General features: G+C 41.5%; 21 protein-coding genes. 6 read left to right on the top strand and 15 right to left on the bottom strand.

What is annotated here, in order from left to right; genetic code table 11:
- Positions 1-39: 39 nt before the first annotated feature.
- From fabG to D9T12_RS07770, 6 genes are all read right to left on the bottom strand, one after another.
- Positions 40-780, bottom strand: a complete 741-nt coding sequence (gene fabG / locus D9T12_RS07745) for a 3-oxoacyl-ACP reductase FabG (protein WP_130537634.1) — start codon at positions 778-780, stop codon at positions 40-42.
- A 72-nt stretch (positions 781-852) separates the two neighbouring features.
- Complete coding sequence (gene fabD / locus D9T12_RS07750; protein ID WP_130537635.1) at positions 853-1,776, bottom strand: ACP S-malonyltransferase; 924 nt, start codon at positions 1,774-1,776, stop codon at positions 853-855.
- A 159-nt stretch (positions 1,777-1,935) separates the two neighbouring features.
- Positions 1,936-2,913: a beta-ketoacyl-ACP synthase III gene (locus tag D9T12_RS07755; protein ID WP_130537636.1), complete on the bottom strand. Its 978-nt coding sequence runs from the start codon at positions 2,911-2,913 to the stop codon at positions 1,936-1,938.
- A 152-nt stretch (positions 2,914-3,065) separates the two neighbouring features.
- Complete coding sequence (plsX, locus tag D9T12_RS07760) at positions 3,066-4,106, bottom strand: phosphate acyltransferase PlsX (protein WP_130537637.1); 1,041 nt, start codon at positions 4,104-4,106, stop codon at positions 3,066-3,068.
- 6 nt (positions 4,107-4,112) lie between these two features.
- Positions 4,113-4,289, bottom strand: a complete 177-nt coding sequence (rpmF, locus tag D9T12_RS07765; RefSeq protein WP_130537638.1) for a 50S ribosomal protein L32 — start codon at positions 4,287-4,289, stop codon at positions 4,113-4,115.
- 23 nt (positions 4,290-4,312) lie between these two features.
- Entirely contained in the window at positions 4,313-4,855 is a 543-nt protein-coding gene (locus D9T12_RS07770) for a YceD family protein (protein WP_130537639.1), read from the bottom strand.
- A 339-nt stretch (positions 4,856-5,194) separates the two neighbouring features.
- Between D9T12_RS07770 and D9T12_RS07775 the strand changes: the two genes are divergently transcribed.
- Positions 5,195-5,845 (top strand): Maf family protein, encoded by a 651-nt coding sequence (locus D9T12_RS07775; RefSeq protein WP_130537640.1) that lies wholly within the window; start codon positions 5,195-5,197, stop codon positions 5,843-5,845.
- Between the two features lie 42 nt (positions 5,846-5,887).
- Here D9T12_RS07775 and D9T12_RS07780 read toward each other — a convergent pair whose 3' ends face one another.
- Together D9T12_RS07780 and D9T12_RS07785 are read right to left on the bottom strand one after the other, a co-directional pair.
- Positions 5,888-6,553: an HAD family hydrolase gene (locus D9T12_RS07780; RefSeq protein ID WP_130537641.1), complete on the bottom strand. Its 666-nt coding sequence runs from the start codon at positions 6,551-6,553 to the stop codon at positions 5,888-5,890.
- 30 nt (positions 6,554-6,583) lie between these two features.
- A complete protein-coding gene (locus tag D9T12_RS07785; RefSeq protein ID WP_240693151.1) occupies positions 6,584-7,720 on the bottom strand; it encodes an RluA family pseudouridine synthase in 1,137 nt (378 codons plus the stop codon).
- 1,308 nt (positions 7,721-9,028) lie between these two features.
- On the opposite strand from D9T12_RS07785, the gene D9T12_RS07790 reads away from it, so the two are divergent.
- Together D9T12_RS07790 and D9T12_RS07795 are read left to right on the top strand one after the other, a co-directional pair.
- Complete coding sequence (locus D9T12_RS07790; RefSeq protein WP_130537642.1) at positions 9,029-11,881, top strand: Rne/Rng family ribonuclease; 2,853 nt, start codon at positions 9,029-9,031, stop codon at positions 11,879-11,881.
- Positions 11,882-11,984: 103 nt separating this feature from the next.
- Positions 11,985-12,374 carry a hypothetical protein gene (locus D9T12_RS07795; protein ID WP_130537643.1) on the top strand — a complete coding sequence of 130 codons (390 nt, stop codon included), beginning with the start codon at positions 11,985-11,987 and terminating at the stop codon, positions 12,372-12,374.
- Positions 12,375-12,458: 84 nt separating this feature from the next.
- Here D9T12_RS07795 and D9T12_RS07800 read toward each other — a convergent pair whose 3' ends face one another.
- Positions 12,459-13,019, bottom strand: coding sequence for a low molecular weight protein-tyrosine-phosphatase (locus tag D9T12_RS07800; protein ID WP_321276251.1), 561 nt, complete (start codon positions 13,017-13,019; stop codon positions 12,459-12,461).
- Here D9T12_RS07800 and D9T12_RS07805 point away from each other — a divergent pair.
- The 3 genes from D9T12_RS07805 (at position 13,009) to D9T12_RS07815 (ending at position 16,625) form a co-directional block, all read left to right on the top strand.
- Positions 13,009-13,773, top strand: a complete 765-nt coding sequence (locus D9T12_RS07805) for an RluA family pseudouridine synthase (RefSeq protein WP_240693152.1) — start codon at positions 13,009-13,011, stop codon at positions 13,771-13,773. The genes D9T12_RS07800 and D9T12_RS07805 overlap by 11 nt on opposite strands.
- A 303-nt stretch (positions 13,774-14,076) precedes the next feature.
- Positions 14,077-15,351, top strand: coding sequence for a hypothetical protein (locus D9T12_RS07810; RefSeq protein ID WP_130537645.1), 1,275 nt, complete (start codon positions 14,077-14,079; stop codon positions 15,349-15,351).
- 29 nt (positions 15,352-15,380) lie between these two features.
- Positions 15,381-16,625: a hypothetical protein gene (locus D9T12_RS07815; RefSeq protein WP_130537646.1), complete on the top strand. Its 1,245-nt coding sequence runs from the start codon at positions 15,381-15,383 to the stop codon at positions 16,623-16,625.
- A 636-nt stretch (positions 16,626-17,261) separates the two neighbouring features.
- On the opposite strand, the gene D9T12_RS07820 is transcribed toward D9T12_RS07815, so the two are convergent.
- From D9T12_RS07820 to D9T12_RS07845, 6 genes are all read right to left on the bottom strand, one after another.
- Positions 17,262-18,578, bottom strand: a complete 1,317-nt coding sequence (locus tag D9T12_RS07820) for a hypothetical protein (RefSeq protein WP_130537647.1) — start codon at positions 18,576-18,578, stop codon at positions 17,262-17,264.
- Positions 18,579-18,655: 77 nt separating this feature from the next.
- Entirely contained in the window at positions 18,656-19,945 is a 1,290-nt protein-coding gene (locus tag D9T12_RS07825; RefSeq protein WP_130537648.1) for a hypothetical protein, read from the bottom strand.
- 102 nt (positions 19,946-20,047) lie between these two features.
- Entirely contained in the window at positions 20,048-20,431 is a 384-nt protein-coding gene (locus D9T12_RS07830) for an Arm DNA-binding domain-containing protein (protein ID WP_130537649.1), read from the bottom strand.
- 1,318 nt (positions 20,432-21,749) lie between these two features.
- Positions 21,750-23,507, bottom strand: coding sequence for a DUF927 domain-containing protein (locus tag D9T12_RS07835; protein ID WP_130537650.1), 1,758 nt, complete (start codon positions 23,505-23,507; stop codon positions 21,750-21,752).
- Complete coding sequence (locus D9T12_RS07840; RefSeq protein WP_130537651.1) at positions 23,494-24,594, bottom strand: PriCT-2 domain-containing protein; 1,101 nt, start codon at positions 24,592-24,594, stop codon at positions 23,494-23,496. Before D9T12_RS07840 ends, D9T12_RS07835 begins: the two co-directional genes overlap by 14 nt.
- Complete coding sequence (locus tag D9T12_RS07845; protein WP_130537652.1) at positions 24,591-24,854, bottom strand: hypothetical protein; 264 nt, start codon at positions 24,852-24,854, stop codon at positions 24,591-24,593. The genes D9T12_RS07840 and D9T12_RS07845 overlap by 4 nt, the downstream gene beginning before the upstream one ends.

The raw sequence follows: 24,854 nt of genomic DNA on the forward strand, positions 1-24,854 counted from the left end.
CAATTGAACAAAAACCTTTTGCAAAAAGTGTTTTGGCTTTTAAACCATATACATACCACCATTTACATTCAGAGTTTGGCCAGTAATATAAGCACCACCATCTCCGGCTAAAAAGCTAACCGACTTAGCAATATCTTCAGGCTGTCCAAGACAATTAAGAGGTATTTGAGACTTCAATGTTTCTCGTTGCTCCTCCGGCAAGGCTTTGGTCATATCGGTATCAATAAAACCAGGAGCAATCGTATTCACGGTAATATTACGAGCACCCACTTCACGAGCTAGTGACTTCGAGAAGCCAATGATACCGGCTTTTGCAGCCGCGTAATTTGTCTGACCAGCATTCCCCATGACACCCACAACTGATGCGATATTAATAATTCGACCACCCTTAGCTTTCATCATGCCACGCAAACATGCTTTTGACATGCGATAGACAGAGCTTAGGTTAGTTTGAATAATGTCATCCCACTCTTCATCTTTCATTCGCATTAAAAGATTATCTCGGGTGATTCCCGCATTATTCACAAGGATAGTAGGAACACCAAAGTCTTTCGTGACAGACGCAAGTACTTCGGTAATCATTTCTGGCTCGGTCACATTTAGTGCAAAACCTTTCCCCGTTACGCCTGCTTCGGCTAAATAGTCAGAAATTGCTTGGGCGCCATTTTCTGAAGTTGCAGTACCAATCACTGTTGCGCCCTGTGAGGCCAACTCTAATGCAATCGCTTTACCAATCCCACGGCTAGCCCCCGTCACAAAAGCAATTTTTCCTTCTAACATTTTCTCTCACCTTTCATTGTCTATCTCTGAAATTGCGCAGCATCTAATGCTTTACAAAAATATGAATTTATTCTAAAGAGTCACCATCGCTTTTTCTAGCGTTGCCCCATCAAATACTGGCTGAACTTTCATTTTACGGTCTATTCGGCGATTCAAGCCCATTAAAACTTTTCCAGGTCCAAGCTCATACAAAGACTCAACACCCGCTTGCTGCATGGCACCAATAGTTTTCACCCACTGAACCGGTTGGTAAAGTTGCTGGACCAACAAGGCTTTTATCTCTTCTGAATCTTGGGCTGGAGCATAATGGACATTGTGTAAAACAGGCACTCTTGGCATAACCAAATCCATATTAGCCAGCTTTTCAGCTAATTGCTCTGCTGCCCCTTGCATCAAGGAACAGTGAGAAGGCACGCTCACCGGTAACGGTACGACCTTTGATGCTCCTGCATCCGATGCAGCCTCAACAGCTAAATCCACTGCTGACTTAGCTCCAGCAATAACCACTTGACCGGGGGAATTAAAGTTGACAGCTTCCACAATACCGTCAACAGACTCACAAACCTCAATCACTTTTTCGTCATCCAACCCCAAAACGGCTGCCATTGCACCTTCGCCAGCTGGTACCGACGATTGCATTAAACGACCACGCTCCGAGACCAACTCTATTCCTTGAGCTAATGTCATTGCACCAGCTGCAACTAAAGCCGTGTACTCGCCCAATGAATGACCCGCCATAAACTCTGGTGCTAGGTCTTTTTGAGATTCCAGCGCTCTATAGACAGCAATACCAGCAGCCAGCATTGCCGGCTGCGTAATATCAGTCTGATTGATTTTGCCTTCGGTATCGTTTTGCACCAAATTCCAAAGGTCATAACCTAAAACTTCAGAAGCCTCTGAAAAGACTTCATTTACCGCTGAACTTTGTTCTGCAAGATCTGCAAGCATGCCGACCGACTGAGAACCTTGTCCCGGGAAAACAAATGCATAAGACATGAAAAATTTCCTACTGATTATTTGCTCATGAGTTGTTAAATCGATGATTAACAACCTGAGCTTGTATTTAATGAGTGACTTACTTTAAGTAAGCTTTAGTACTCTGTTTTTATATTTTTATGATGATTTTTAGAACGTTGAAATATTTTTTTCAATCGCTCAAAACTTCATTAATGCAGACCCCCAAGTAAATCCGCCACCAAAAGCCTCCATTAAGACCAATTGGCCTCTCTGAATACGGCCGTCACGAACAGCCTCGTCAAATGCAAGCGGAATAGAGGCACTGGAAGTGTTTGCATGTTTATTAACTGTGACAACTGTTTGATCAGGCGTCAGCTTTAATTTTCGTGCTGTTGCATTAATGATTCTTAAATTTGCTTGGTGCGGAACTAACCAGTCAAGATCTTCTTTTTGTATTTGGTTAGCTTCAAGCGTTTCAGAGGCAATTTTTGATAGAGTGTTAACCGCTACCTTAAATACTTCATTGCCTTTCATCGACATCGTACGTTCAGCAATTTCATCAGTCTTCGGCAACTTTGAAGGCCCTGACGGTACATGTAAAAGTTCTTCATATTCACCATCTGCATGAATATGCGTCGACAAAATACCCGCCTTATTAGATGCTTCTAGAATGACCGCTCCTGCACCATCACCAAATAAAACACATGTATTGCGATCTTCCCAATTGGTAATGCGAGATAACGTTTCTGCCCCAACCACTAATGCACGCTTTGACATGCCCGTTTTAATAAACTGATCTGCCACACTCAATGCATAGACAAACCCTGAACAAACAGCCTGAACATCGAACGCAGGGCATCCTTTGATTCCGAGACGCTGCTGCAACAAACAGGCTGTACTTGGAAAAATCTTATCAGGCGTAGTCGTTGCAACAATAATCAAGTCAATGGATTTTGCATCAATTTGTGCCATTTCAAGTGCTTTTTTCGAAGCCTCAACACCTAAATCACAAGTCGTTTGTCCATCCTGCGCAATATGTCTCCGTTCAATTCCAGTGCGCTCACGAATCCATTCATCACTGGTATCTACTATTTTTTCCAGATCAATATTTGTCAAAATTTTCTCAGGCAGATAACCACCTGTGCCGATTACACGGCTATAAACGGTTTGTGTCATAGTTTTATCTTTTTTGGTTAAACCCGTATTTTTTCACTGAATCAGGCTGACATGGTAAAACTCGCGTTTTTTCATACCCTAAATACTCAAAAACACCCAAGCATTACACTTCCGGGTGTTTTTTCTACAAAAATCAACAAGTTAATTCAACGCTAACCTCTGTCAGTATTTTCAATAACCTTTGATTGTTGATCCATAATTTTTGAAACCTCAGCAGTGATACGCTCAGGAACGTTTTTCTGAACTTCAAGCCTAGCTTCTGCTATCGCATGCAAAAAAGAGAATTGATCCGCACCGCCATGACTTTTAATCACAATTTTACGCAATCCCAATAATGACGCTCCATTATAGCGCCTCGGATCCACTTTATTTTTGAACGATTTTAAGACTGGTAAACAGATTAAACCCGCTATTTTCGTTAAGATATTTCGATTAAAGGCTTCTTTCAAATAGAAAGAAATCATCTTTGCAACACCCTCGCTGGCCTTTAATGCAATATTGCCATCAAAACCATCACAGCTCACGACATCTGTATCACCTTTATAGATATCATCGCCTTCAACATAACCACAATAGTTAATTGACGAGTCAACCAACAGCTGATGAGCATCTTTAATGCGCTGGTGCCCTTTAATTTCCTCTTCACCAATATTTAACAAGCCAACTCTCGGACTGTGATTATCATCAACAGCTTTCGCCAAAACAGATCCCATAATGGCAAACTGTGCAAGGTTTTCTCCGCTACAACCAACATTCGCACCCAAATCCAAAACGTGAACATGACCTTTCATGGTAGGCATAGACGTACAGATTGCAGGACGATCAATTCCAGGAAGTGTTTTAAGCACAAATTTGGCAACAGCCATTAGGGCACCAGTATTTCCAGCACTCACGCAGGCTTGAGCCTCATCCTCTTTGACTAAATTCAAAGCGATGCGCATGGAAGATTGACGTTTATTGCGAAGAGCTTTAGAGGGAAGCTCATCCATATCCACAACTTGTTCAGCATGAACAACTGTCACTCTTTCTGCATTATAAGAATGATTTAGCAATTCATTTTCGATGGCATCTTTTTGACCCACCAACAGGATATGAATATCAGAGAATTTTTGAAGTGCTTCGAGAGCGGCTGGAACAGTGACCACTAGACCGTGATCACCGCCCATCGCATCAATTGCGATACGAATAGCCAAGGTAAATTACGCCTTGTCTTGAACGACTTTTTTACCTTTGTAGTAACCATCAGCGGTTACGTGGTGACGACGGTGAACTTCACCAGTTGTCGCATCAGTTGTTAATGAAGTCGCAGTTAGTGCATCATGAGAACGACGCATGCCACGCTTTGAAGGTGTTTTACGGTTTTGTTGTACTGCCATGTCAGTCTCCTAAAATCAAAATACTATTTTTTGAGTGCTTGCAAAGCGGCAAAGGGATTAGGCTTTGATTCCGCTTCGTTTAAATCTTCTTGAAGCTGTGGCTCCTCAAGAGCCTCACCTTCATCCATACCAAAAGCCAACTCAGCACTTTCATCTACCGGAATCATTGGAATTGCTAAAAGCAACTCTTCCTCGACCAGTTCAAACAATGAAATACGCTCATCATCAGGATCTAATTCAAACACTTCATAATCTTTAGGCAATTCCTCAACAAGAGACATTGACTCAGTAAAAACACCTTTCGTAGAAGTTTTAACCGGACATGAAAAAGTTTGCAATGAACGCTGACATTCAAGCTGAAGCTGTGCCTCGACTGCCATCTCAAACGCGGGAAATTTCACCGCCTTGTCATAATAAAACGTAATATCTACTAAAACGTCACCCGAAGCCTTAACAACCACCTCTTTAAGACGATGAAGTTTAGACTGGTTGACCCTTCCAGAGAAACGTTTATCATGATTGACCGCAGCGATTGGATCAATAAAATCAGGTAGCTTGTCAAACATAGGCGCGAATCATACCGGCAAGTGCCAAACAAGTCAAAATTTTCAGACGCTTATTTTAAAGATTGATGACAACTTTCGCTAAGCACGAAATTCTGATGAGATTTTATTGGATTTTTCTAAAAAAAACGCAAAACCTTAACAAGGGTGACAAACTATATTTTTACTTTTATACCGGCCAGTAAACAACTTAACCACATGATTTTTAATAAAATTCCGTAATAAAAACAAAAATAAAACTGTAACACGCTTCACTAAACCAGCTTGCACGGCTTCAAACTCACGATTAAGCCACCGCGAGAAAAAAACTTTCTTACAAACGCTTAAAACCTCGACAAAACCATGACAAACACTCACAACTTATCCACAAATGATTCACAGAGTTCTTCAAACCAACCATTCCCTAAAGTTTTACTCGGAAGTAGCTCACCATTTCGCGCAACACTGTTAAAGAAACTACACATAGATTTCGAACAAGACAGCCCTGATATTGATGAAACCCCTCTCCAAAATGAAAAGCCACAAGCCATGGTTGAGCGTTTAACGCGACTTAAGGCAGAAGCACTCAAAGCATCTTATCCCAATCACATTATTATCAGCTCAGATCAAACTGCTTGCCTTGACAACCAACCTCTCGGTAAACCGCACACATTTGAAAACGCTGTTAAACAATTACAAAGCTTTTCAGGCAAAACAGTTGTGTTCTATACAGGATTAGGCGTTATAGATACAATTGGTCGGTACCATCAAGCAATGGATATTACCAAAGTCAGATTTCGAGAACTTTCAAATGAAATGATTGAGAACTACATTGAAATTGAACAGCCGCTTAACTGTGCTGGGAGCTTTAAATCTGAGGGATTAGGGATCACATTATTTGAGAAAGTAGAAAGTTGCGATCCAAATGCACTGATTGGTTTACCTTTAATTGAACTCACTTCAATCTTTCACAAGCTAGGCTTGTACCTTCCTCAAAAACCATCAGCATTTTGAAAAAATCTAAGGAAGGAGCCGTATAAGATGCAAAATCAAGAATTAGACTCTCGGAGCATGAGTCATTAAAAATTGCATCAATTCACCGAGTGAGTCGACTTTTGCAACAGGATCAAACGCTTCCAATTGATGCATATGGTGCACTCCGTGACTGATGGCAATACGATCCATACCGCAATTTTGAGCCATTTCCATATCAAAAGTAGTATCGCCAATCATTACCGCTTCCTCAACTGGAACATCAAGCTGTTCCAAAATTTGATGCAACATCAACGGGTCAGGCTTTGAAGCCGACTCAACGGGTGTTCTTGTCATATCAAAATAAACACCAAACCCACATTCTTTCAATACTTGATTTAAACCTTTTCGGCTTTTCCCTGTTGCTATCGCTAACTTAAACCCTGATTGGCGCAAACCGTATAACAATGCCTCCGCACCGTCAAAAGGCACCATATGGACATCACTATCTTCTAAAAATGATCGGGTATATGCCTCTGCCATTTTGACCACCATCTCTTGAGACAAGTCTGGATATAAACCGAGAATCGCTTTATCCAAACTTAGACCAATAATTTGCTTATTGACCTCGTCTGGAAGAATGTTTAAACCGCACTCTCTCGCTGCCATTTTTATGGCATCAACAATTCGTGCTTCAGAGTTCATGATTGTGCCGTCCCAATCAAAAATCGCCAATCGATAACTCTTCACTTTATCACTCCATTCATTAAATCTATCCAGCTATTGTATCGACAATTCTTGAATAATTCTTTCAAAATCCGACCATAAAGGCGCTTCGAATAAAAGCCTCTCTTCCGTGGCCGGATGCACAAAACCTAAAAATTGAGCATGAAGCGCCAAACGTTTCATTCCTAACTTTCGATAGCGCTTGTTCAACTCCCGATCACCATACTTATCATCCCCAAGCAAAGCACAACCTTGCGACAGAGCATGAACACGAATTTGATGGGTACGCCCTGTTTTCAACTTCACCTCTACCAAACTCATGTCTTTTAATGACTGTTTAACACGAAAAAAACTCAGAGCCTCTTTTCCCTCATTCGACACTTTGACATGCCAGCCGCCATCTTGAAGATGAATCTTTTGCAATGGCACATCAACACGTTTGACACCTTCAGGCCATGGATGACTTGTTATCGCCAAATAACGCTTTTCAAACTTATCCTCACGCATCTGTTGATGAAGCGCTTTTAAAACAGATGCTTTTTTAGCGACCAATAAACAACCAGATGTATCACGATCAATACGGTGAACTAATTCCAAACGTTTTGCCAAAGGACGCAAAGCCCGCAATACTTCAATCAAGCCGTAGCGAACACCACTTCCGCCATGTACAGCAACACCACTTGGTTTATTAATCACCATTAAATCTTTATCTTCAAACAAAATACAGCGTTCAATCAGATTCAACTCTTCTTGCGGAATTCCAGTTTCATCTACCGTTGTACTTTCTGCCAATCTTACTGGCGGCACTCTAACCATATCTCCAACTTCCAAACGCTGATTCGCTTTGGCGCGCTTTTTATTCACCCGCACCTCTCCTTTTCGAACAATTCGATACACGAATGTTTTTGGAGCACGTCGCAAAAATCGCATTAAAAAGTTATCTAATCGTTGACCTTGATCTTCCTCCGTCACCTCAAAAAACTGTACTTTTTGGAAAGCGGCATCTAATACAACAGAATCACTTTTAGATTCAGTAAACTGTGCCTGCTTTGACAGGTTAATATTATTTTTATTTTTTACCGGCCGGTGAGCCTTTACTTTTGAGCCATCACTCATTCTTCCGCTCTTGCCGGAACGACCGCTCTGTTCCGAGCGGCGATTTACATTTTTTTTAGGAGCACGTCTACTCATAAATCACTCTAAAACTTAATCCTATTTATCAAAACCAACATGAACTTTTACCAAGACCTGAAACCTTCCAGAAAAACTTAAAAAAGCTCATTTTGAGCTGAATTCGCGCCAAGGCTACCACAGAAAACCTAACCATAAAAAAATACCGGCCGGTAATATTTAATTTTTGAGCAAATACAAAATCTATGCAAATGAAATCACAGATTACCTTACAGACGCCTCCAATGTGAATCTTATGGATAACTTTGTGGATAACCCTGTTTACAAACCCGGAATAAATCACATAGTAACAACCTAATATTATCACCCAGTACACATGACTAAAGTTTTAAACAATAGAAAAAATAAAGCTTTAAATACAATACATCACAGCAAACATAAAACCATTATTAACTTTAATTTCAACAATTTAAAAATTAAATTTAACAATTTAAATAAACTTCAACCTCATATAAACATACGGGTCTGAACAAAGTTTATTAGAAAAATAATTACGGTAATATTCGGACAGATTCAATTTTGTGGTATATTTCACCTCGTTTTGAAACTTCTTCAAACAAAAACGTTTTGACTGCTGAGAATTTTTCAGCAGAATCGACGAACAGAATTCAACAAAAGGTTTGTTTTAAATGCCCAGAATCCTACGTTTTTCTGCGCATACCGTTTAAAACAAGTTTTAGTAACCCTGAACGTCAAAGACTTAATTATCCAGCTTAAATTCCCGTTTGGAATTTGAAGCCGAAAAAAGTCATTTCGCTTTCCAAACTCATGCCTTATCCGCATTTGAGATTGGCAGCTAGAGCAAAGACCAATATAAGTATCAGAAAGTAGTCTTTGCTCGATACGAATGTTACGCAAACGCCATTGCACAAAAATGGCGACAACTTGGAAAATTGAATATTTGGTGTGCACAACTATTTACTCTTGTGCTCAAACAAAGCCAAGCTCAAAAAATGAGATAAGTGGTCGAAAGAATTCCCACGGCTTGCAACAAAATTACAAGTCGTGCTACGACTCATACATAGAAAGCCAATCAAGCGATTCCGAACTATCAAGCTGAATCTGCCTAAGCGAGACTGAAATTTCATTCTCTTCGCCAAAAAGATTGGTCAAAGCTTCCACTTTTCGATGTGTACGAAAACACCAATTCAATCACTCATGCAGCTCTTGCAAATGCCCTTAAGTTACTTAAAGGCGTTTGAAATTACTTTTTTGAGCTACAGACTCCAAGTCCTCCAAGACGTAACAATTGCTCGTGCGACCAGACCTTTCAAAGTCTTGATGTTCTTTTGAAAAAAAGAGACTAGCATGAAAAGAATGCTTATTAATGCCACACAGCCAGAAGAGGTACGTATTGCTCTGGTTGATGGCCAATCCCTGTACGACTTAGATGTCGAAACCCCGCATCACCAAAAGAAAAAAGCTAATATCTACAAAGGGCGCGTAACTCGTATTGAACCGAGTCTTGAAGCTGCCTTTGTCGATTATGGTTCAGAAAGACATGGCTTTTTACCTTTTAAAGAAATTGCACAAGAATACTACCCTGATGAAAAACCTGAATCCGGTCGTTTTTCAATCCGCGATGTACTCAAAGAAGGCCAAGAAATTATTGTCCAAGTTCAAAAAGAAGAACGTGGAAATAAAGGTGCCGCACTAAGTACGCAAATCACCCTTGCAGGACCTTATGTGGTCATGATGCCAAACAACCCAAAGGCGGGAGGCATTTCACGCCGTATTGAAGGTGACGAACGCAGCGATATTCGCGACACTCTTAGCAGCCTAGACATTCCAGAAGGCATGGGATTAATTATCCGTACCGCTGGTGTTGGTAAAAATACTGAAGAGTTGCAATGGGGTGTGAACTACCTTGTTCAACTTTGGGAAGCGATTCAAAAAGCGTCCAATGAGAAACAGGCACCTTTCCTAATTCATCAAGAATCCGACATTGTGATTCTTGCGATTCGCGACTATCTTCGCCAGGATATCGGTGAAATCATTATTGATGACATGCCAACCTTCCATAAAGCAAGAGACTTTATTCAGCATGTCATGCCACAGCAAGTCTATAAGGTTAAACCTTATCAAGACACTGTACCGCTATTTACACGTTTCCAAATTGAATCTCAAATAGAATCCGCTTACCTGCGCGAAGTCACTCTGCCATCAGGTGGCGCCATTGTAATTGATAGCACAGAAGCTTTAACAGCAATAGATATCAACTCAAGCCGCTCAACGAAAGGCGGAGACATTGAAGAGACCGCTTTCCATACAAATATGGAAGCTGCGGTTGAAATTGCACGTCAACTTCGCTTGCGTGACCTTGGAGGTTTAGTGGTTATCGATTTTATCGATATGCACTCCAATCGCCACCAGCGCGACGTAGAAAACAAACTTCGAGAAGCGGTGAAAACAGATCGTGCTCGCATCCAAGTCGGCAAAATTTCTCGATTCGGTTTATTGGAAATGTCACGCCAACGATTACGTCCTTCTATTGAAGAATCGACTCAGATTGTCTGCCCGCGCTGTAAAGGTGTCGGAGTTATTCGTGGCGTTGCCTCACTAGGACTCTCTCTACTCCGTCTTCTAGAAGAAGAGAGCATGAAGGAAAACACTCGTCGCGTAACGGTGCAGTTGCCAGTTGATGTTGCCACGTTCTTATTGAACGAAAAACGTGCGGAAATTACTCGCATTGAAGATCGTCACAACCTACACCTCATGATTGTGCCTAACGAATCTTTGCAAACACCACAATATATTATTGAACGTACACGTCACAACGACGAAGTTTCTCAGTCACCAAGCTATGAAGTCAAAGAAATGCTAGTTGCGGAGCCTGAACAAGAAACCTTGCCGACTCAAGTTCAAGTCAAAGAAGAACCAGCAGTTAAAGCGCTGCAACCAACACCTCCGCCAACGCCACAACAAGCACCAAAACCTGGCTTGTTCTCGCGGGTCTGGAAAGCTTTATTTGGTTCCGATGACGCAGCAAAGGAACAGGAAGAAGACAAACCTAAGTCCAACGACAAACGTTCAAATAATCAGCGTAGCAATAATCGACGCAATAACAAACGTCGTCGTCCGCGTGAAGAAGAATCAAATAACGAAAACACCAATAACAATGGTCGTCGTAACAACCGTCGACGCAATAATCGTCGTCGTCCTCCAGAAAATGCTGAAGATGTTTCAGTCAGTCAAAACAATGAGGAGACGTCACAAGAAGAGACCGCATCCCCTTCTAATGAAAAGCCGAACAATGACCGTAACAGTCGTCGTCGCGGCCGTAACCGTAATCGCCAAAACGAGAACTCACCGAGCGGTGAAACCTCAATGTCGATAGAGAGTGATTTAGGAGAAGACTCAACTGAAACACCAGAACCTGAGGCAACTCAAGCCAAAGAAGAGACTGCGCCAAAACAAGAACGCGACAACAACCGTCCTCGTAACAAACGTCGTCGTGGCCGTTACAGTACTCGGTTCAATAGCCGTCGTCGTGCCCCTGCTGATGCGCAAAGCCGCTCGATTCACTCACCTGCACCACATATTGGTCCAGTTTCTGAGGTTCAAGCGGAAACGAAACCTGATGCATCAGAATCACATGATTCAGTAGAAAAAACACAAAAGGTGAAAACGACTGATTCGACTGAGCGTTCTGAACCAACCCACTCAGACTCTATCGCTGAGAATTCTGAGAATGGCGTTCAATCAGAAACGAAGTCTGAAATGACAACAGAAACCGTTGAAAATATGGCATCAACAAATGCAAAAGAAAATGAACTAAAGGCTGCACCCACAAAAGCGGATTCAGATAACTCACAGGAAACGTCTATTTCTTCAGAAGTCCAAAACGCTAATACACCTTCCGACGTTCAAATTCAAATGGAATTGTCACCGGCCGGTAACGAGGCGGATGAAATGGAAAAAGTGGAGCACTCCTCAGACGTTGTTCAATCAGAAACAACTGAAAAGCCTGCTATGAGCGAAAAAAGCGCTTCAACTGAGAACGCTTCAGTAGAGGACGCGCAAACAACACTGTTAGAAACGACTGAAAAAAGCGACTCAACTCCTGAAAAACAGGATTCTTCAGAGCCCTTTCAACCGTCTAATAATGACAGTATGAATGACGATTCCAGCAAAAAAACTGAAGACGTCAAAAAAGATTAATATTATTAATCTTTAAAATATCATCAAATAAATAAAAAGCCGAAGTTATCTTCGGCTTTTTATTTTCAACAAACCCCAAATTTTGTTTAAAATTCTCATAATTATGAATACAACACTTAACAAACATCTATTTAAAACTTTGAGCGGTTTACTCATAGGAAGCTTAGCAATTTTTCTAAGCGGCTGTTCATGCACCCCAAAATCATCTTCTAATGAACTAGAGAAAAACCACGCCTCCATTGGTAAACTTCAAGGCACGCCTATGCGTGGGCAAATGCCAACCATTAAGGTGAACCAAGAATTAATTTTAAGTCGTTCACTGAATCTACCGGCCGGTAAGAATCATATTGAAGTGAAATATTACGTTGACTCGGCTAAACCTGTTGTCAAAACATTAAGCTTCCATGCAAAATCGGGCTACTGTTACGAACTTGAATATGCCAACAAAGATTATCGAATCAAATCATTAGGCAAATGCTCAAAATGTGAATAAACGCATTTCGCATACCAAAAACAAAAAAACGCCCACAACCATAATCGGTTGCAGGCGTTTTTTTCATCAAGTGTCACAAGACTGTTAAAGCTTTTGCTTAATCTCTTCTAATAACCCTCGAGAAGCCGAACCAACCATATCAAACACATAATCAAATCCTTCAGGCCCTCCATAATAAGGGTCTGGCACTTCGGTTTCTTGAAACTCATCACTAAAGCTCAAAAACATATGTAACTTTTCTCGATGTTCCGGCAAAGCCATTTCATACAAGTTGCTGTAGTTTGAGTGATCCATTGCCAGAATGTAATCATATTGGTAAAAATCACCAAAATCGACCTGTCGCGCACGTAAGTCTCGCATTTGAATACCTTTACCTTCAGCTACTTGAGTCGCACGTTTATCTGGAGGATTACCCACATGCCATGCACCGGTTCCAGCAGAATCAATCTCAATTTTGTCCTGCAAACCTTCAGCTTTTACCAACTGACGAAACACTGCGTGCGCTGTGGGCGAGCGACAAATATTACCTAAACAGACAAACAACACTGAAACTTTTTGACCCATCTCTGTAAACTCCCAATCACCATCGATTAAAATAAGTGCATAGTTTACCGCATCACTCTCGACAGTGATAATGAGCCACACCAAATCTACACAATTGATTATTATGCAGCCCATCTTAAAAAAACCCATCCTAACATCCAGAGTCCACAGCCCAGCTGGGATTATTCGTCAAACCCCTCCACCAGAACTAAAAACTTTCAAGTTTGATGAAAACTGGATTTTATTTGAAGATCGCTCAATGATCGTTGTCAATAAACCGAGTGGGCTCCTCTCTGTGCCAGGTCGTGGCGAAGACAAGCAGCACTCCATGCAAACTTTGCTACAACAAAACTGCGCTAATGAAGAAATTCATGTCATACATCGTTTGGATATGGACACCTCAGGTCTAATGGTCTTTGCAAAAAACAAAGAAGCTCATCGACATTTAAGCCGTCAGTTTCAGGAACGACAAACGCAAAAGCGCTATGAAGCAGTATGTACCGGCCGGTTAGAAATCCCTCAAGGTGAATGCAAACTGCCTATTCGTTGTGATTGGGAATTTCGCCCTTTACAAATGGTCGATTTTCTTTATGGCAAACCTTCCCATACTCAGTGGCAGCTTTTACAGCAAGCCCAAAACCACTTTGTCGTTGAACTAACCCCTATTACCGGCCGCTCCCATCAACTACGCTTGCATATGAAAATGCTTGGACATCCTATTTTAGGGGATAACCTTTACGCCGATAATGACACGCTTAATGCCAGCACAAGACTAATGCTCCACGCCAAGATGCTTGGGCTCACTCACCCTGAATCACTGAATTGGTTGAGCTTTAATTCTCCCAGCCATTTTTAACAACAATTCACCGAACATCTAACATTTTGAGTAATTTATTGATTTCAGTTCCAACAAATCGCTAACCATTCGGTACACTCGGATAAGATGATATTTTTTCTTGAAACACCACTTTTCAGACATTGATAAACCTTCCCTCATGACGAATGGATTATTAACCACGTAAAAAACCGTAAAAGATGACTAAAGCAAAAACAACCACTATCTAGATGGCATAAAGCCTGCTTAAGCGTTTGCAACTCATAGGATTCTTAGAAAAAATGACAAAAGAATTCTTCTAATATTGCAGACAAGGAGAAACCCATGTCAAACATTGACCTCGAAAAAGATGAACTCGCCACTCAAGAAATGTTGGCGATGCTTGATGACGGCGTTGAAAAATCAGATGACAATACCGCCTCCGACACAGATCAAACCTCTGAAGACGGAATCGATATGGATGACATACTCAACTCTATCGAAGCAGTTGAAAATGAATCGGAATCTGAAGAAATTGAAGACATACAAAGTGCTTCAGACGATGCATTAGATTTAGTAACTGAAGATGCAAACACTGACGACTTAGATGCTCTAGATGAATTGGCTGAAATTGATGCACTCGCTCAAGAATCCGTGGCAGAAACACCTGATGAAGCAGAGGATTTAATGGCTGCCATGCAACAAGCGGAGCCAACCACAATTGAATCACAGGAATTTGACAGCGAATTGGATGAAGAGCTTCACGACAATCTTCTAAGCGAAGAATCGACGGAATCGCCTGAAAATTTCGAAATGCAATCCAACAATTCGGAAGAAACAACCGAAAATCCTACGGCTGAAATGGATGACCTAAATCTGGAATTACCGGACGATTTAATCACAGAACAACAAACAGATGTGGAAGAAGCTGCTTTTCAGGAAGAGGAAGACATAGATTTCCCTGAGCAAGAAACTATGGAAACGAGTGAATCAGAACCATTCACCGAAGAGAACGAAACCATCGTTGAAGATATTCCAGAAGAAACGGATTTAACGGCTGAAATTCAGACAGAAGCAGAAACCGAAGCTGGAGATTCTGACATTATTGATGAGGCTTTATCAGTTGAAGAAAGCATTGATGCCATTGAGTCCCCTTCAGGCGAAACGGCGCATAATGAAATGCCTTCTACTGAAGAAATGCCTGCACCGGCCGGTAACAATTATGAGAATACCGCAGAGGCAAATACCCAACTGCAAAGCGCACTTGATCAGATGATGGAGGCGATTCAAATGAATGAAAAAATGCAACAATACGCCAAACAAGTTGAAGCGACCACCATCAAAGCGACGCAAATGGCCTTAGCCACTGCACAAAAGGCACAGTCTCAAGCCCTGCAAACACAAGAAACCATTGAGGCAAATTTTGCCGCTGCGGAAAATGCATTTGAAACCGCTCAAGACTCCGGCTACCAACTCGAGTCTCAAGAGCTAGAGAAATTTGCTGATACCACATCAACCGAGATGGAAGCATTCCTCTCTGAAATTCGCGAGAAGAACCGTAGTTTGAATGAAACGAACCAGCGCCTAGCGGAACGCTTAGCTTCCATTCAAACCCAATAAATTTCTCAAATGACGAAAAGGATAGAGTAATGACTGACGATTTTGATGACCTATTGGATGACGTTTCCGAATTTGAACCTGAAATTGAGACCAATACAGCTCCTAAAAAAACCGAATCGAAAACTCAAAAGCTTGATGACCAAGACGGTATGTCAGTTGTATTAGAAACGGCAAAAACTGCTCAAGAAGCGGCAACGAAAAGCCAAGAAGTTGCTGAAGCCAACTTGAAGTTAGCAGAAGACTTAAAAGCGCAAGAACGCGAACTGTCAGAGGCCAATTTTAACTGGCGCCAATCTTTTCGAAGTGCTGTCGCTACTCTAAACAAAACCAAAGGTCAATTTGTTGTCATGATGGCAATCACTCTCATCACATGCATGATTGCCATTGGGGTCATGAGCTTTTTGTTTTACTCTATCCAACAAAAAGAACAAACCATGAAAGGTGAAATTCTTGACCTTCTTCAAAATGAGCAAGCGCTCTTCAATAAAGACATGAATATTAAGGTCGACCAAATCACAGCCATGATGGAAATGGTTCAATATCAAGTTGAACAAGCCTTAATGAAAAATGCAGTAATTCATGAAAAGTTTAACGAAAACCAAGCACCGCAAGCAGAAAACACAGCCGATAATACAACGCTACCGGCCGGTGACAAAATTGACGATGCTCCGTTAATCAATCTAGCCTCAGAATCAACCAAGAAGGTCGAAACTTCTAACGAATCGGTGGCGGCAATACAGGCTGATGAAAAAGCAGTTCAAGCAACGTCAGTTAAGTTGAGCGAGGAAAATGTCCATTCAATTAAACAAGCGATTTCTCACGAAGTTCAAGCGCTGGATAAATCGTTACGCGAGACAATGACTCAACTGTCAAATCGCCAAAAAGAAATTCTTGAAAAACTTGCTAGTATTGAACAGCAACAAACAGTCGCGACTGTTTCTAAACCCTCAAAAACAGTTGTTACCTCAGCAGAGACGCAACTGAACAAGGAACAAACCAAACAGCTCAAAAATATCCATTGGTGGGTCAGTCAGCAAGATAAAGCCATCAAGCGCATTGAAAAATCGTTAAGCGGTTCTTCTAAAAAAGATAAATCGGGAGAAGTCAGCCAACGACTGAATACCATTGACACCCAAATGAAGCAGATGCGAACTCAACAAACATTGATTGAAGCACAACTTGAAAAACTGCAAGCAAGTGTTAAGCATCTCATTGACAAATCAAACGAGAGTTACAGCTATAAAGCTAAAGAATCCGTTATCAAGACTCCCTAAACTTTTAGCCTAATCAAAACTCTACCAAAACCTCTGTTGAATTATTCACAGAGGTTTTTTTTGCGCCAAGAAAAGCAGTGACAAAAAATACGTCCTCATCAAACGCATAAATCAAACGCATAAATCAAACGCATAAATCAAACGCATAATAAATCAACTCCTTTGGCTCCAGTCATTTCATTTTTATCATACTCAAGACATTACGCCACTTCCGATACTCTCAAAATACCAATTTGATACCAATACACAACTCATAACGAATAGAAAGCAGATGGAACTATAAAAGAGTCATTAAGAAAGAGTTTACAACCCCTATCTACAAGAATTTCAGACATAAAAAAAATCATATTAAATTTATACCTTTAACAAACCTTATTTCATGACTTCCTAAAATCAATTCAAAAATTCTTCTAACTTATCAAAAATTTCGCCTTCTTATTTTGTAGATATTGTGGAGCATAAAATTCAACATCCATACCGTGAAGGTATGGTTTCCTTTTATATAGGGTTTTTATGTAGGTTTATCGATATATACCCCTGAATTTACCCCTATTGGGCTGTGGTGTAGTTGATTAGTTTCCTTGCTTAACTGCACTAGCAAAAGCGGAGGATGAAGGTTTGGCCAGTAGTGATTTGTTAGGACTCTTCTGGTTCGGGTAAGTGTCGATACTCCGAAACATCGAAATCATCTAGCACCTCTAAAGCTCTTTCCACCACTAAACGATGATCTCCATCTCCTCGACCTCGCCAGTGTGTTTGGTTATTTTCTCCAATTCCATCTATCAACAACTGTATATCAGAAGCATCAAATACTGTTATATAAGGCTTGATAAACTGCGAAAACATTTGATCGGCTGCATCGAAATTGGTTGCATTTATATACATCACTATGAGCAATTTGTTGATATGGTTTTTTATCCCTGCAGATTCGGCATGCCTGATTAAATCTTTAATGTGGCTTATGTGAATTTTGTTTTTCCCTCCAAACGAATATTGATAATCGTCTTTGATTAACTGAACCAATAAATCAATATGCTCAGCAATGTTTTTGCTGAGAAAGTAAGACACCGCTAGCAAGTCGATATCGGATTTTGCTTTAGCGGAAATGACCTCTCTTGTTGCTTCACTTAATAATCCAAACAAATGGGGATAATCACCAAGAAAGAATACAGCATGTTTTAAAGGTGAACCATCAGATATCTCGCTGAAATATGGAGAATTATTCCTAATGTATTCTGTCAATGTTTCTCTATTCCGGTCAAATAATATACGGACGGCTCGCGAGTTAATAATGCGATTTTCATCGCATCTTTCATCTTCTATTTTGAAAGTAACTCGCCATAGTGATTTAAATATTTGTGAAGAAACTTCTTCATTCAAGTTCCTAAAATATTTTGATTCCAAATATCTTTTTAGCTGGTTATTATCTGCAAATAAGTCCTTAACTTTTTCGAGGTCTTCCGCGAGTTCTTTAAATACCTGTTTTGTTAAAATCGGTGGCTTGGTTAACACCGAATCCAATGCGATTCTTATGTCTGAAAGAACCATCTCTCTATTTGGCCGAAAGAGGATATCGGCTTTACTTATTACAGGGTGGGCAGACAAGTGTCGATGTCTATGCAAGCTTTGTAATGAGTCTAGTTCGTGAGCTTCTAACAGGCTTGTTCGAGAAAAAACCTCTTTCAGAAGGTTTTCCTCCCATTTCGGGTTTGCAGGGTTTTTCTCTTGAAACTCTGTCATTTCATCAAGAATTGACTCGGCTTTTTCATCTCCATGAATATCTTTCAAGTACTGTAACTTATAAACAAGATCACAAATAACTACAGTCCATAACATCACTAGTGCAGATCTGTGATTTCCATTGAAATAGTTATTCATAACCTCTCGGAAATATTCTTTTGTCCGATGGTCATGAATATTATTGGCAGCTTGTTCAACAGAAAACTCGTACATATTTTCCCTTAATAAATTCTTGTTTTATAGCCTGTCTAGGCTTTAACGTTTAAACAGTAGGTGAACGCAGCACCATGTTATAAGTTGGGCGCATATATGATGTCAGTGAAAGAATTTTGAACAATCCTCCAGTGACCACCGGGAATAGACCGGACAGAAGGATTATTTTCTAAGTCTTGGTATATTGTGCGCACAGAAACTTCTTTAATTTTTGCTTGATCATCAACTTCAAAACGCAGCTCTGCTATTACATGAGTAACGGCAGCAGCTTGGTCCTCTATACCCAATACTTTGAAAGAAACCGGTACGTGCTTGCCAAAATCTTGCCGTGCTATGCCTGCTTTTTTCCCTTTAGGCGTATCGGTAAAGTATAAAAGGGCATCAGCAATAGGGCCAAATCGCTTATTGCACCAATGATCTAAAAAGACAGCCACTGCATGTTCAGGTGTATTTTCAGGCAGATTGGAAACATCCCCTTCAAATGGAAGATATGGAATATCCTCAGATATTCTTGGCTTCCATTCTTCAATAGATTTTTTCATAAGGCTTGTTTCGGAGATTTGCTTAAATAGCTGTTTCCAGCTCACCTCTTCTTTTGGTTTTGGCTCCTTTTTTCCATCATCAAGTGCTCCGGCCCAGTCTCTCGCTGCAAAGAGAGCAGCCCAGCACTTTGCTGCCACTACTTTGTTATCAAAGGCTAACTCTCGACCATGAAGAATCCCGTTCCTGTATGGAATGGATATGGCATCTTCATTCGTCTTATTTCTGCCTTTAGTGAGAATTGAAGATAGTGTCTGAAGGCCTGACTCATGAGCTGCAATGCAATCCCAAGCTGTCAGATCGACGTTTTCAGCAAAAAAGCCTACATGCTTCGATACATCGTTTACGAGACCATCAAGCAAGCTTAGCAATAGCGGTGTACACGCATGATATCTACCCGCCAAGTAATCATCCTTGGCCAATTCCGTGAGCCTTATTCTTTTTCTAAAATCACGATTTCCATTAAATCGTAGTATGCCCCACTTCAATGTTTCTTCGTCATACGAATCAGCTAGAAATTTTTCCGCCTCTCCCTTATCTTCAGTGTCATGAATATTTATTGCTTTTTGTGCTACTTCCATATTCATTGATTCATATGCAATCCAACCTAGGTTCGCAAATCGTTCATTAAACTGATCAGGAATCTTTAAAATTTCTGCTTGTTTTTTGATTTTCTTGAATTCAATGATGGTATCTTCCATTTTAGGGAAGAGCCTGCGAGCAAATGGCAAAACCTGATATATAGTCTCCAAGCCTTCAAATGCTTCGATCTGCTTTAACAGCTCTGCACTTGATGGATTGTCAACGATCTTTTTCGACTTACTCACGGAGCTTCCTTGAGTTTATAATTGTTAATAGACATAACCATTCAAATGGATAAAGATACTTAACATTTCAGCACGGTATTTGTTTCAGCTTTATGTCTAGATTTAGTTAGTTAGAAATTGACCAACATGCACTAGCTCTCTTCGATTATTGCAATAGGTCACGAATAAATCTTCACCTGACACAAAATAAACAGCATCTTGTTTTGCTTGCTTCACTTCTTTATGGTGCTGAATTGGATTAATGCCACTAGCCAGAAGTTCTTTAGACTCCAGAACGGCTGATCTAGCATCTTTAAGACTTACGGCGGGATATGCACCGATCGATTGCCACGGTCTTTTCTTTTTACCACTCTCTTCCCATGTAAAACGAAACTGCCAACGCTTACTACCACTAGGGTCAACAAGTAGATACAGCCCACCACCATCAGCCTCGCGATAAGGATTTTCTTTTGGTTTCAGGTTCTTTATTTTGGTATCGGTAAGCATGACAGCACCCCCAAATGGTATACGTGAGAAATAAATTAAGTGGTATACACAGTCTCATATACCAATTTATATACCATTTGGAGGTGGATTGTAAAATTCTCAAAAGACGTTAAGGACAAAGAAATGCACGTAAGTTGTTGATTTTACGTTTTTACAGGCATAAAAAAAGCCCGTATAATACGAGCTTTTCAAGAATGGACTAGGGATTTAAACACCACTGGATTTATAAAGGGTAGTGTTTTTTGGTGTACTAACTGGTGTACAAAAAATCTAAAAAAATGCGGTTTGGCTTTTTGCCAAAATAAAAACCTCGCGCGATTTTTGGCAGAAATTAACTTCCACTCGAAGCCGCCTTGGTTTCTCTGGCCAACGGTAGAAATTTTCCAGTGCTTAATTTGTTCAAAAGCGATAAACGACCCATTAGTAAAAAATTCGTTTAGCGCTGCTGAAATTGTTCAAAATTCGTTCATCAACCTGACTTGATATGTTTTGACACCACCAAGGGGTGGGTGAAAAGTCTGAGCACCTCAAAACCTAGACCGTAGCCCTAGTCTTGTGTACTCACACGCCAAATTTTTAGGGGGGGGTATAAAGAAAAAGCCCATAGATAACAACATTTCAAAAATCCCAAATCAAAACGGCCTAAAGTGGCCGGTCAAAAAATACCACGACCAATATTTTTTAAGGGGGGCTTTGTTTGCTGGCAGATCGTCAGCTATTTGGCTGGTGGTGTTTGTAAAGTTGACCTCCATAAATAAAAGGTACTTTCTGGAGTTTTCATCGGTACGGGCAACAAGGGCGCGGTTTGTGTGTAGATATAACTTTTCTAGAGGGGGTTGTCTTTTTGTACTGTCATTGCGTTTTTGCACTGGTTTATTTTGACCATGCAAAGCCAATAAACCGATTAAATAAAACAGTCTTTTTTGCAAACAGTTATATTTTTTACTGTTACGACCGTTACGAAAACGGCTATTTTTCGCGTTTTGTACAGGGTTTTGTGACTTTCACTATTTTCAGTTCAGTTTCAGAGGTCGGGAATTTCGGCAAATTTCGCGCGGTGTTTTCCCTTTGGCAAAAGCCAAAAGCCGGAATTATGAGTATTTAAGTAGAGGGTTTTCGGTAGTCGCTGTGAATTGCGATTGCTTTGATGTTTTACCGGCCGGTAATGTCTTAGCTAGGTTTTGCGTTTAAACGGCTCTAGGGTGCTTAAAATTGCCTTGAAAGATAATTGAATGCGGATAAAAAAGCCCCGTTTGAATCGGGGCTTGAATGGTTAAATGAAAACAGTGGTTCTCAAAACGCGCCTAATTCAGAAGAATTATTCTTCATCTAGAACAGTTGAACGGATGGCGTAACAGCTTGCACGTTTGCCGGTTTCGGTCTCTCGTGGGGTAACGGTCGTATTTCGTCCGGGCTGGTGTTTTAGGTGGCCATGTTTTTTTAGAGCATGAATGGCCAGTTTAAAATTAATGCCTTTGCACACCTCTGTTTTAAACATCTCAGGCAATATGTAGTACACATATTCAAGTTCACCATTAACGGATTCCCCATACCGATAACCCACGCGGTCAATGGTTCGGGGCGCGTGGTCGTCATCGGCACGGCTCAATTCTGCAAACCGGCTTTCTCCATACCGCTCTACAAACCCTCTCACCTGCTCCAAGGCTTGCATTTCTTCGTGTGAATGTTTGGCACTCTTGAGATTGCCTAGCCACGATTCAAAACAGGCTTTGGCCGCCTTGAACGCTTCCCCTTTCTCCCAGCCGGTTATTCCGTAACTGGTGGCCAATTCACCCCCAGCCGCGACCATTGCAAAGCGGTTTAAAACGCGCCTTACTTGGGAGTTTGCGCCCTCAGGTGTGTGGTCTTGAATAAAGGCATCTTTGAACATTCTAAAAAAATCGAGTGCTTTGGGCAGGTCATCTGTTAAACGGTTCAAAAACTCAATGCCAGCTGTGCCGTAATATTTGCCGGTGTTGGCCTGCAGCGTTTCGGCTTGCAATCGACTCTCTTGAAACCCTTCAAGCAAGGTTTCAAAAACCCCGTATTCTCCAACGATGGCCTCAAGATCAACTAAACGCACCTCGTGCCCTGCTCGTGAAGTATTACCGGCTTCATTTAATGCGCTCTTAATGTCAATTTCACCTGTGGAGAGAAATAAAACGCGCCATGTTTTAGGTGGTTCATTGTCGTTGTGGCGTTGTTTGGCCTGCCCATTTGCCAGCATATAAACCGTATTACCGATTTCTTTAGGGTTCATTTCCCCCATTTCATCTAGCAATAAAAGCCCGTCATTGTGTTCATAGGCCGCCATTTCTAGCCCGTTACTGGTCGCCCTCCAAGTCTTTTTACGCTCATGACTTCCCCAAACACTGCCAGCCGCGTATAGGCTAATGGTTTTACCTTTGGAGGATTCCCCTCGATAATGAAAACCGCCTCCCTCAATGCCTAATTTTGAAAGTAAAGGAGCGGTAAAGGCCGTGCTAATAGCAAACGCTATCCGACTGTTACCCGTGGCGAACCGTGCCACATTTGCGCGCCATTGCTCAAGTTTTCCAGCCGTTGAAAAGCCTAGATTACTGGGGCGGTCGGTTTGATATAAAACCGTTTGGCCGTTTGTTTCGCCTATGGTGCTGGTTGGTAGAACGTAACAACTTTCAAACCAACCCAAACGATTCACACAGATACTAATTCCATCTCCCTCGCACGCTTGGATGTATTGCGCTAATAGGCTTTTTGCCCGTTGGCTATTGCTAATCGATAGCCCCATCGATAATAATGTACTGTGTAGAACGTCCCCACGTCCTGCCAGCAATTTCATAGGCATAACCCAGCGTTTAGCTCTGTTTTCTTTATCTCTGAACTCTAACACGCGCCCCCAGTTCTCCCCGTGGTGGTCGCGTGTCATTGCGCTAACGTCCAGTTTCGAGCAAATCCAGATAGGGCTAGCGTTTTCATTATTTGGGTCAGTATAAGTCAATCCACTTTCCCCAAACGTGAACCCCTCGGGCATGATCTGCGTTTTCTGGTTGGCGATTGCCTGCACTTTTGCGCTTTGTCGTTTATCGTTGCTCATACGCGCCCCCTAGATCGGTTTGATTGTCTGCCCAGTGTTGGGCTTTGTGGGGATAATCCAGCAAATAACGGTCGTTCCAGTCTGTGCCGCTTTCATGAGGTGAAAACTCCGGCCAAATTGCCAGCCCGTCCACGGCTTTAGCGGCCTCCGTTGCGGCCTTGATACCTTTATTCACTTTTGCCGGAGTACCATCTCGATTAAAACGGTCGTTATCACCTGCAATAATGATTCTTGCCATTGGATAACGGGCTTTAAAGGCTTTGGCCACCGGCTTTAAGTTACTGCTATCAAACGCGGCGATTATTTCGCTTTCTTGGTCATAGATTGCCCCATAGGTTATGGCGGTGCTAATACCCTCACAAATCGCAATTTGCACGATATGCCCACTAAATCTAAGCGGAAAAAACGAACCTTTTTTATTACTGCCTTTTAAAAAAAGTTTGTCCCTATTGGGGTTAATAAATTGGATCGTTTCCACCTCAAACATTTTTTCCCATTCGTATAGGTCAATATGCTGTTTCGGGGGCGTTTTGAATTGATAGGCCGGTACGATAATCGATTGTTTAAACTGTAACGGGGAGTGAAAGCCGCTCAATAAATCCGATATACCACGGTTCACAAAATACGGGTGATTCGGATTTGCTGGGAATGCCAGCCCATTGACAAACTTCAAAGCCTTTTCTTTCGCCATTCTATGGCCTTCTTTGAGGCGTTCGGCTTCGGCTTGCTCTAGGCGTTTGCGTTCGGCCTGTCGCTGTTTCTGCTCGGCTTTAAGGCGCGTTTTGTCCTCTTTGCTCATGGGGGCAAATTGAAAGCCGTTTTGCTTTGCTTCATGAATGAGCGTGGCAATGGTTACGCCTCCCGTTCCTCGAATACTTTTCCAAGTGCTGTTAAAGCCAGTTTTGTCGTAATTAGAAGCGGTTGCGCTCCATTCCTGCATGATTGCCCGTGCTGAATCGTCAAATTCGGATTTAGCCGCCATTAACAGGCGCGCCCAATCTTCACGGGGTAGATCGGCTGGGATATAGGCCATCATTTGAGAGAGTAACCCTAGGTCTATGGGTTCGTTATTCTGCCGACTGCTCATAACAAAGTCCCCTGTTCCTGGTCATGGATAGTCTGATATTTAAAACTGTGCACCACGTTATAGCGTCTGCGTTTAATCGTGCAAACTTGCTTAGCTGTGTCCATGTGATACATGAACGTTACTTTTTCCCCGTTTCGGTAAGCCGTGAAATTATGCCAACGGTCATCGTAAATAATCGGATGTGGCACGCGTTTTAATTGATAGCTAAAAAAATGGCTCTCAAACGCCTGTTTAAAGGCGGTTTTAATTTCTTCATTCAT

The sequence above is a fragment of the Thiomicrorhabdus indica genome (assembly GCF_004293625.1).
GTDB lineage: Bacteria > Pseudomonadota > Gammaproteobacteria > Thiomicrospirales > Thiomicrospiraceae > Thiomicrorhabdus > Thiomicrorhabdus indica.

What these genes read in the sequence shown, in the direction of transcription:
- fabG (WP_130537634.1), bottom strand. Translation starts at nt 780, where the DNA reads ATGTTAGAAGGAAAAATTGCTTTTGTGACGGGGGCTAGCCGTGGGATT.
- fabD (WP_130537635.1), bottom strand. Translation starts at nt 1,776, where the DNA reads ATGTCTTATGCATTTGTTTTCCCGGGACAAGGTTCTCAGTCGGTCGGC.
- D9T12_RS07755 (WP_130537636.1), bottom strand. Translation starts at nt 2,913, where the DNA reads ATGACACAAACCGTTTATAGCCGTGTAATCGGCACAGGTGGTTATCTG.
- rpmF (WP_130537638.1), bottom strand. Translation starts at nt 4,289, where the DNA reads ATGGCAGTACAACAAAACCGTAAAACACCTTCAAAGCGTGGCATGCGT.
- D9T12_RS07770 (WP_130537639.1), bottom strand. Translation starts at nt 4,855, where the DNA reads ATGTTTGACAAGCTACCTGATTTTATTGATCCAATCGCTGCGGTCAAT.
- D9T12_RS07775 (WP_130537640.1), top strand. Translation starts at nt 5,195, where the DNA reads ATGACAAACACTCACAACTTATCCACAAATGATTCACAGAGTTCTTCA.
- D9T12_RS07785 (WP_240693151.1), bottom strand. Translation starts at nt 7,720, where the DNA reads ATGAGTAGACGTGCTCCTAAAAAAAATGTAAATCGCCGCTCGGAACAG.
- D9T12_RS07790 (WP_130537642.1), top strand. Translation starts at nt 9,029, where the DNA reads ATGAAAAGAATGCTTATTAATGCCACACAGCCAGAAGAGGTACGTATT.
- D9T12_RS07795 (WP_130537643.1), top strand. Translation starts at nt 11,985, where the DNA reads ATGAATACAACACTTAACAAACATCTATTTAAAACTTTGAGCGGTTTA.
- D9T12_RS07805 (WP_240693152.1), top strand. Translation starts at nt 13,009, where the DNA reads ATGAGCCACACCAAATCTACACAATTGATTATTATGCAGCCCATCTTA.
- D9T12_RS07810 (WP_130537645.1), top strand. Translation starts at nt 14,077, where the DNA reads ATGTCAAACATTGACCTCGAAAAAGATGAACTCGCCACTCAAGAAATG.
- D9T12_RS07815 (WP_130537646.1), top strand. Translation starts at nt 15,381, where the DNA reads ATGACTGACGATTTTGATGACCTATTGGATGACGTTTCCGAATTTGAA.
- D9T12_RS07820 (WP_130537647.1), bottom strand. Translation starts at nt 18,578, where the DNA reads ATGTACGAGTTTTCTGTTGAACAAGCTGCCAATAATATTCATGACCAT.
- D9T12_RS07830 (WP_130537649.1), bottom strand. Translation starts at nt 20,431, where the DNA reads ATGCTTACCGATACCAAAATAAAGAACCTGAAACCAAAAGAAAATCCT.
- D9T12_RS07835 (WP_130537650.1), bottom strand. Translation starts at nt 23,507, where the DNA reads ATGAGCAACGATAAACGACAAAGCGCAAAAGTGCAGGCAATCGCCAAC.
- D9T12_RS07840 (WP_130537651.1), bottom strand. Translation starts at nt 24,594, where the DNA reads ATGAGCAGTCGGCAGAATAACGAACCCATAGACCTAGGGTTACTCTCT.
- D9T12_RS07845 (WP_130537652.1), bottom strand. Translation starts at nt 24,854, where the DNA reads ATGAATGAAGAAATTAAAACCGCCTTTAAACAGGCGTTTGAGAGCCAT.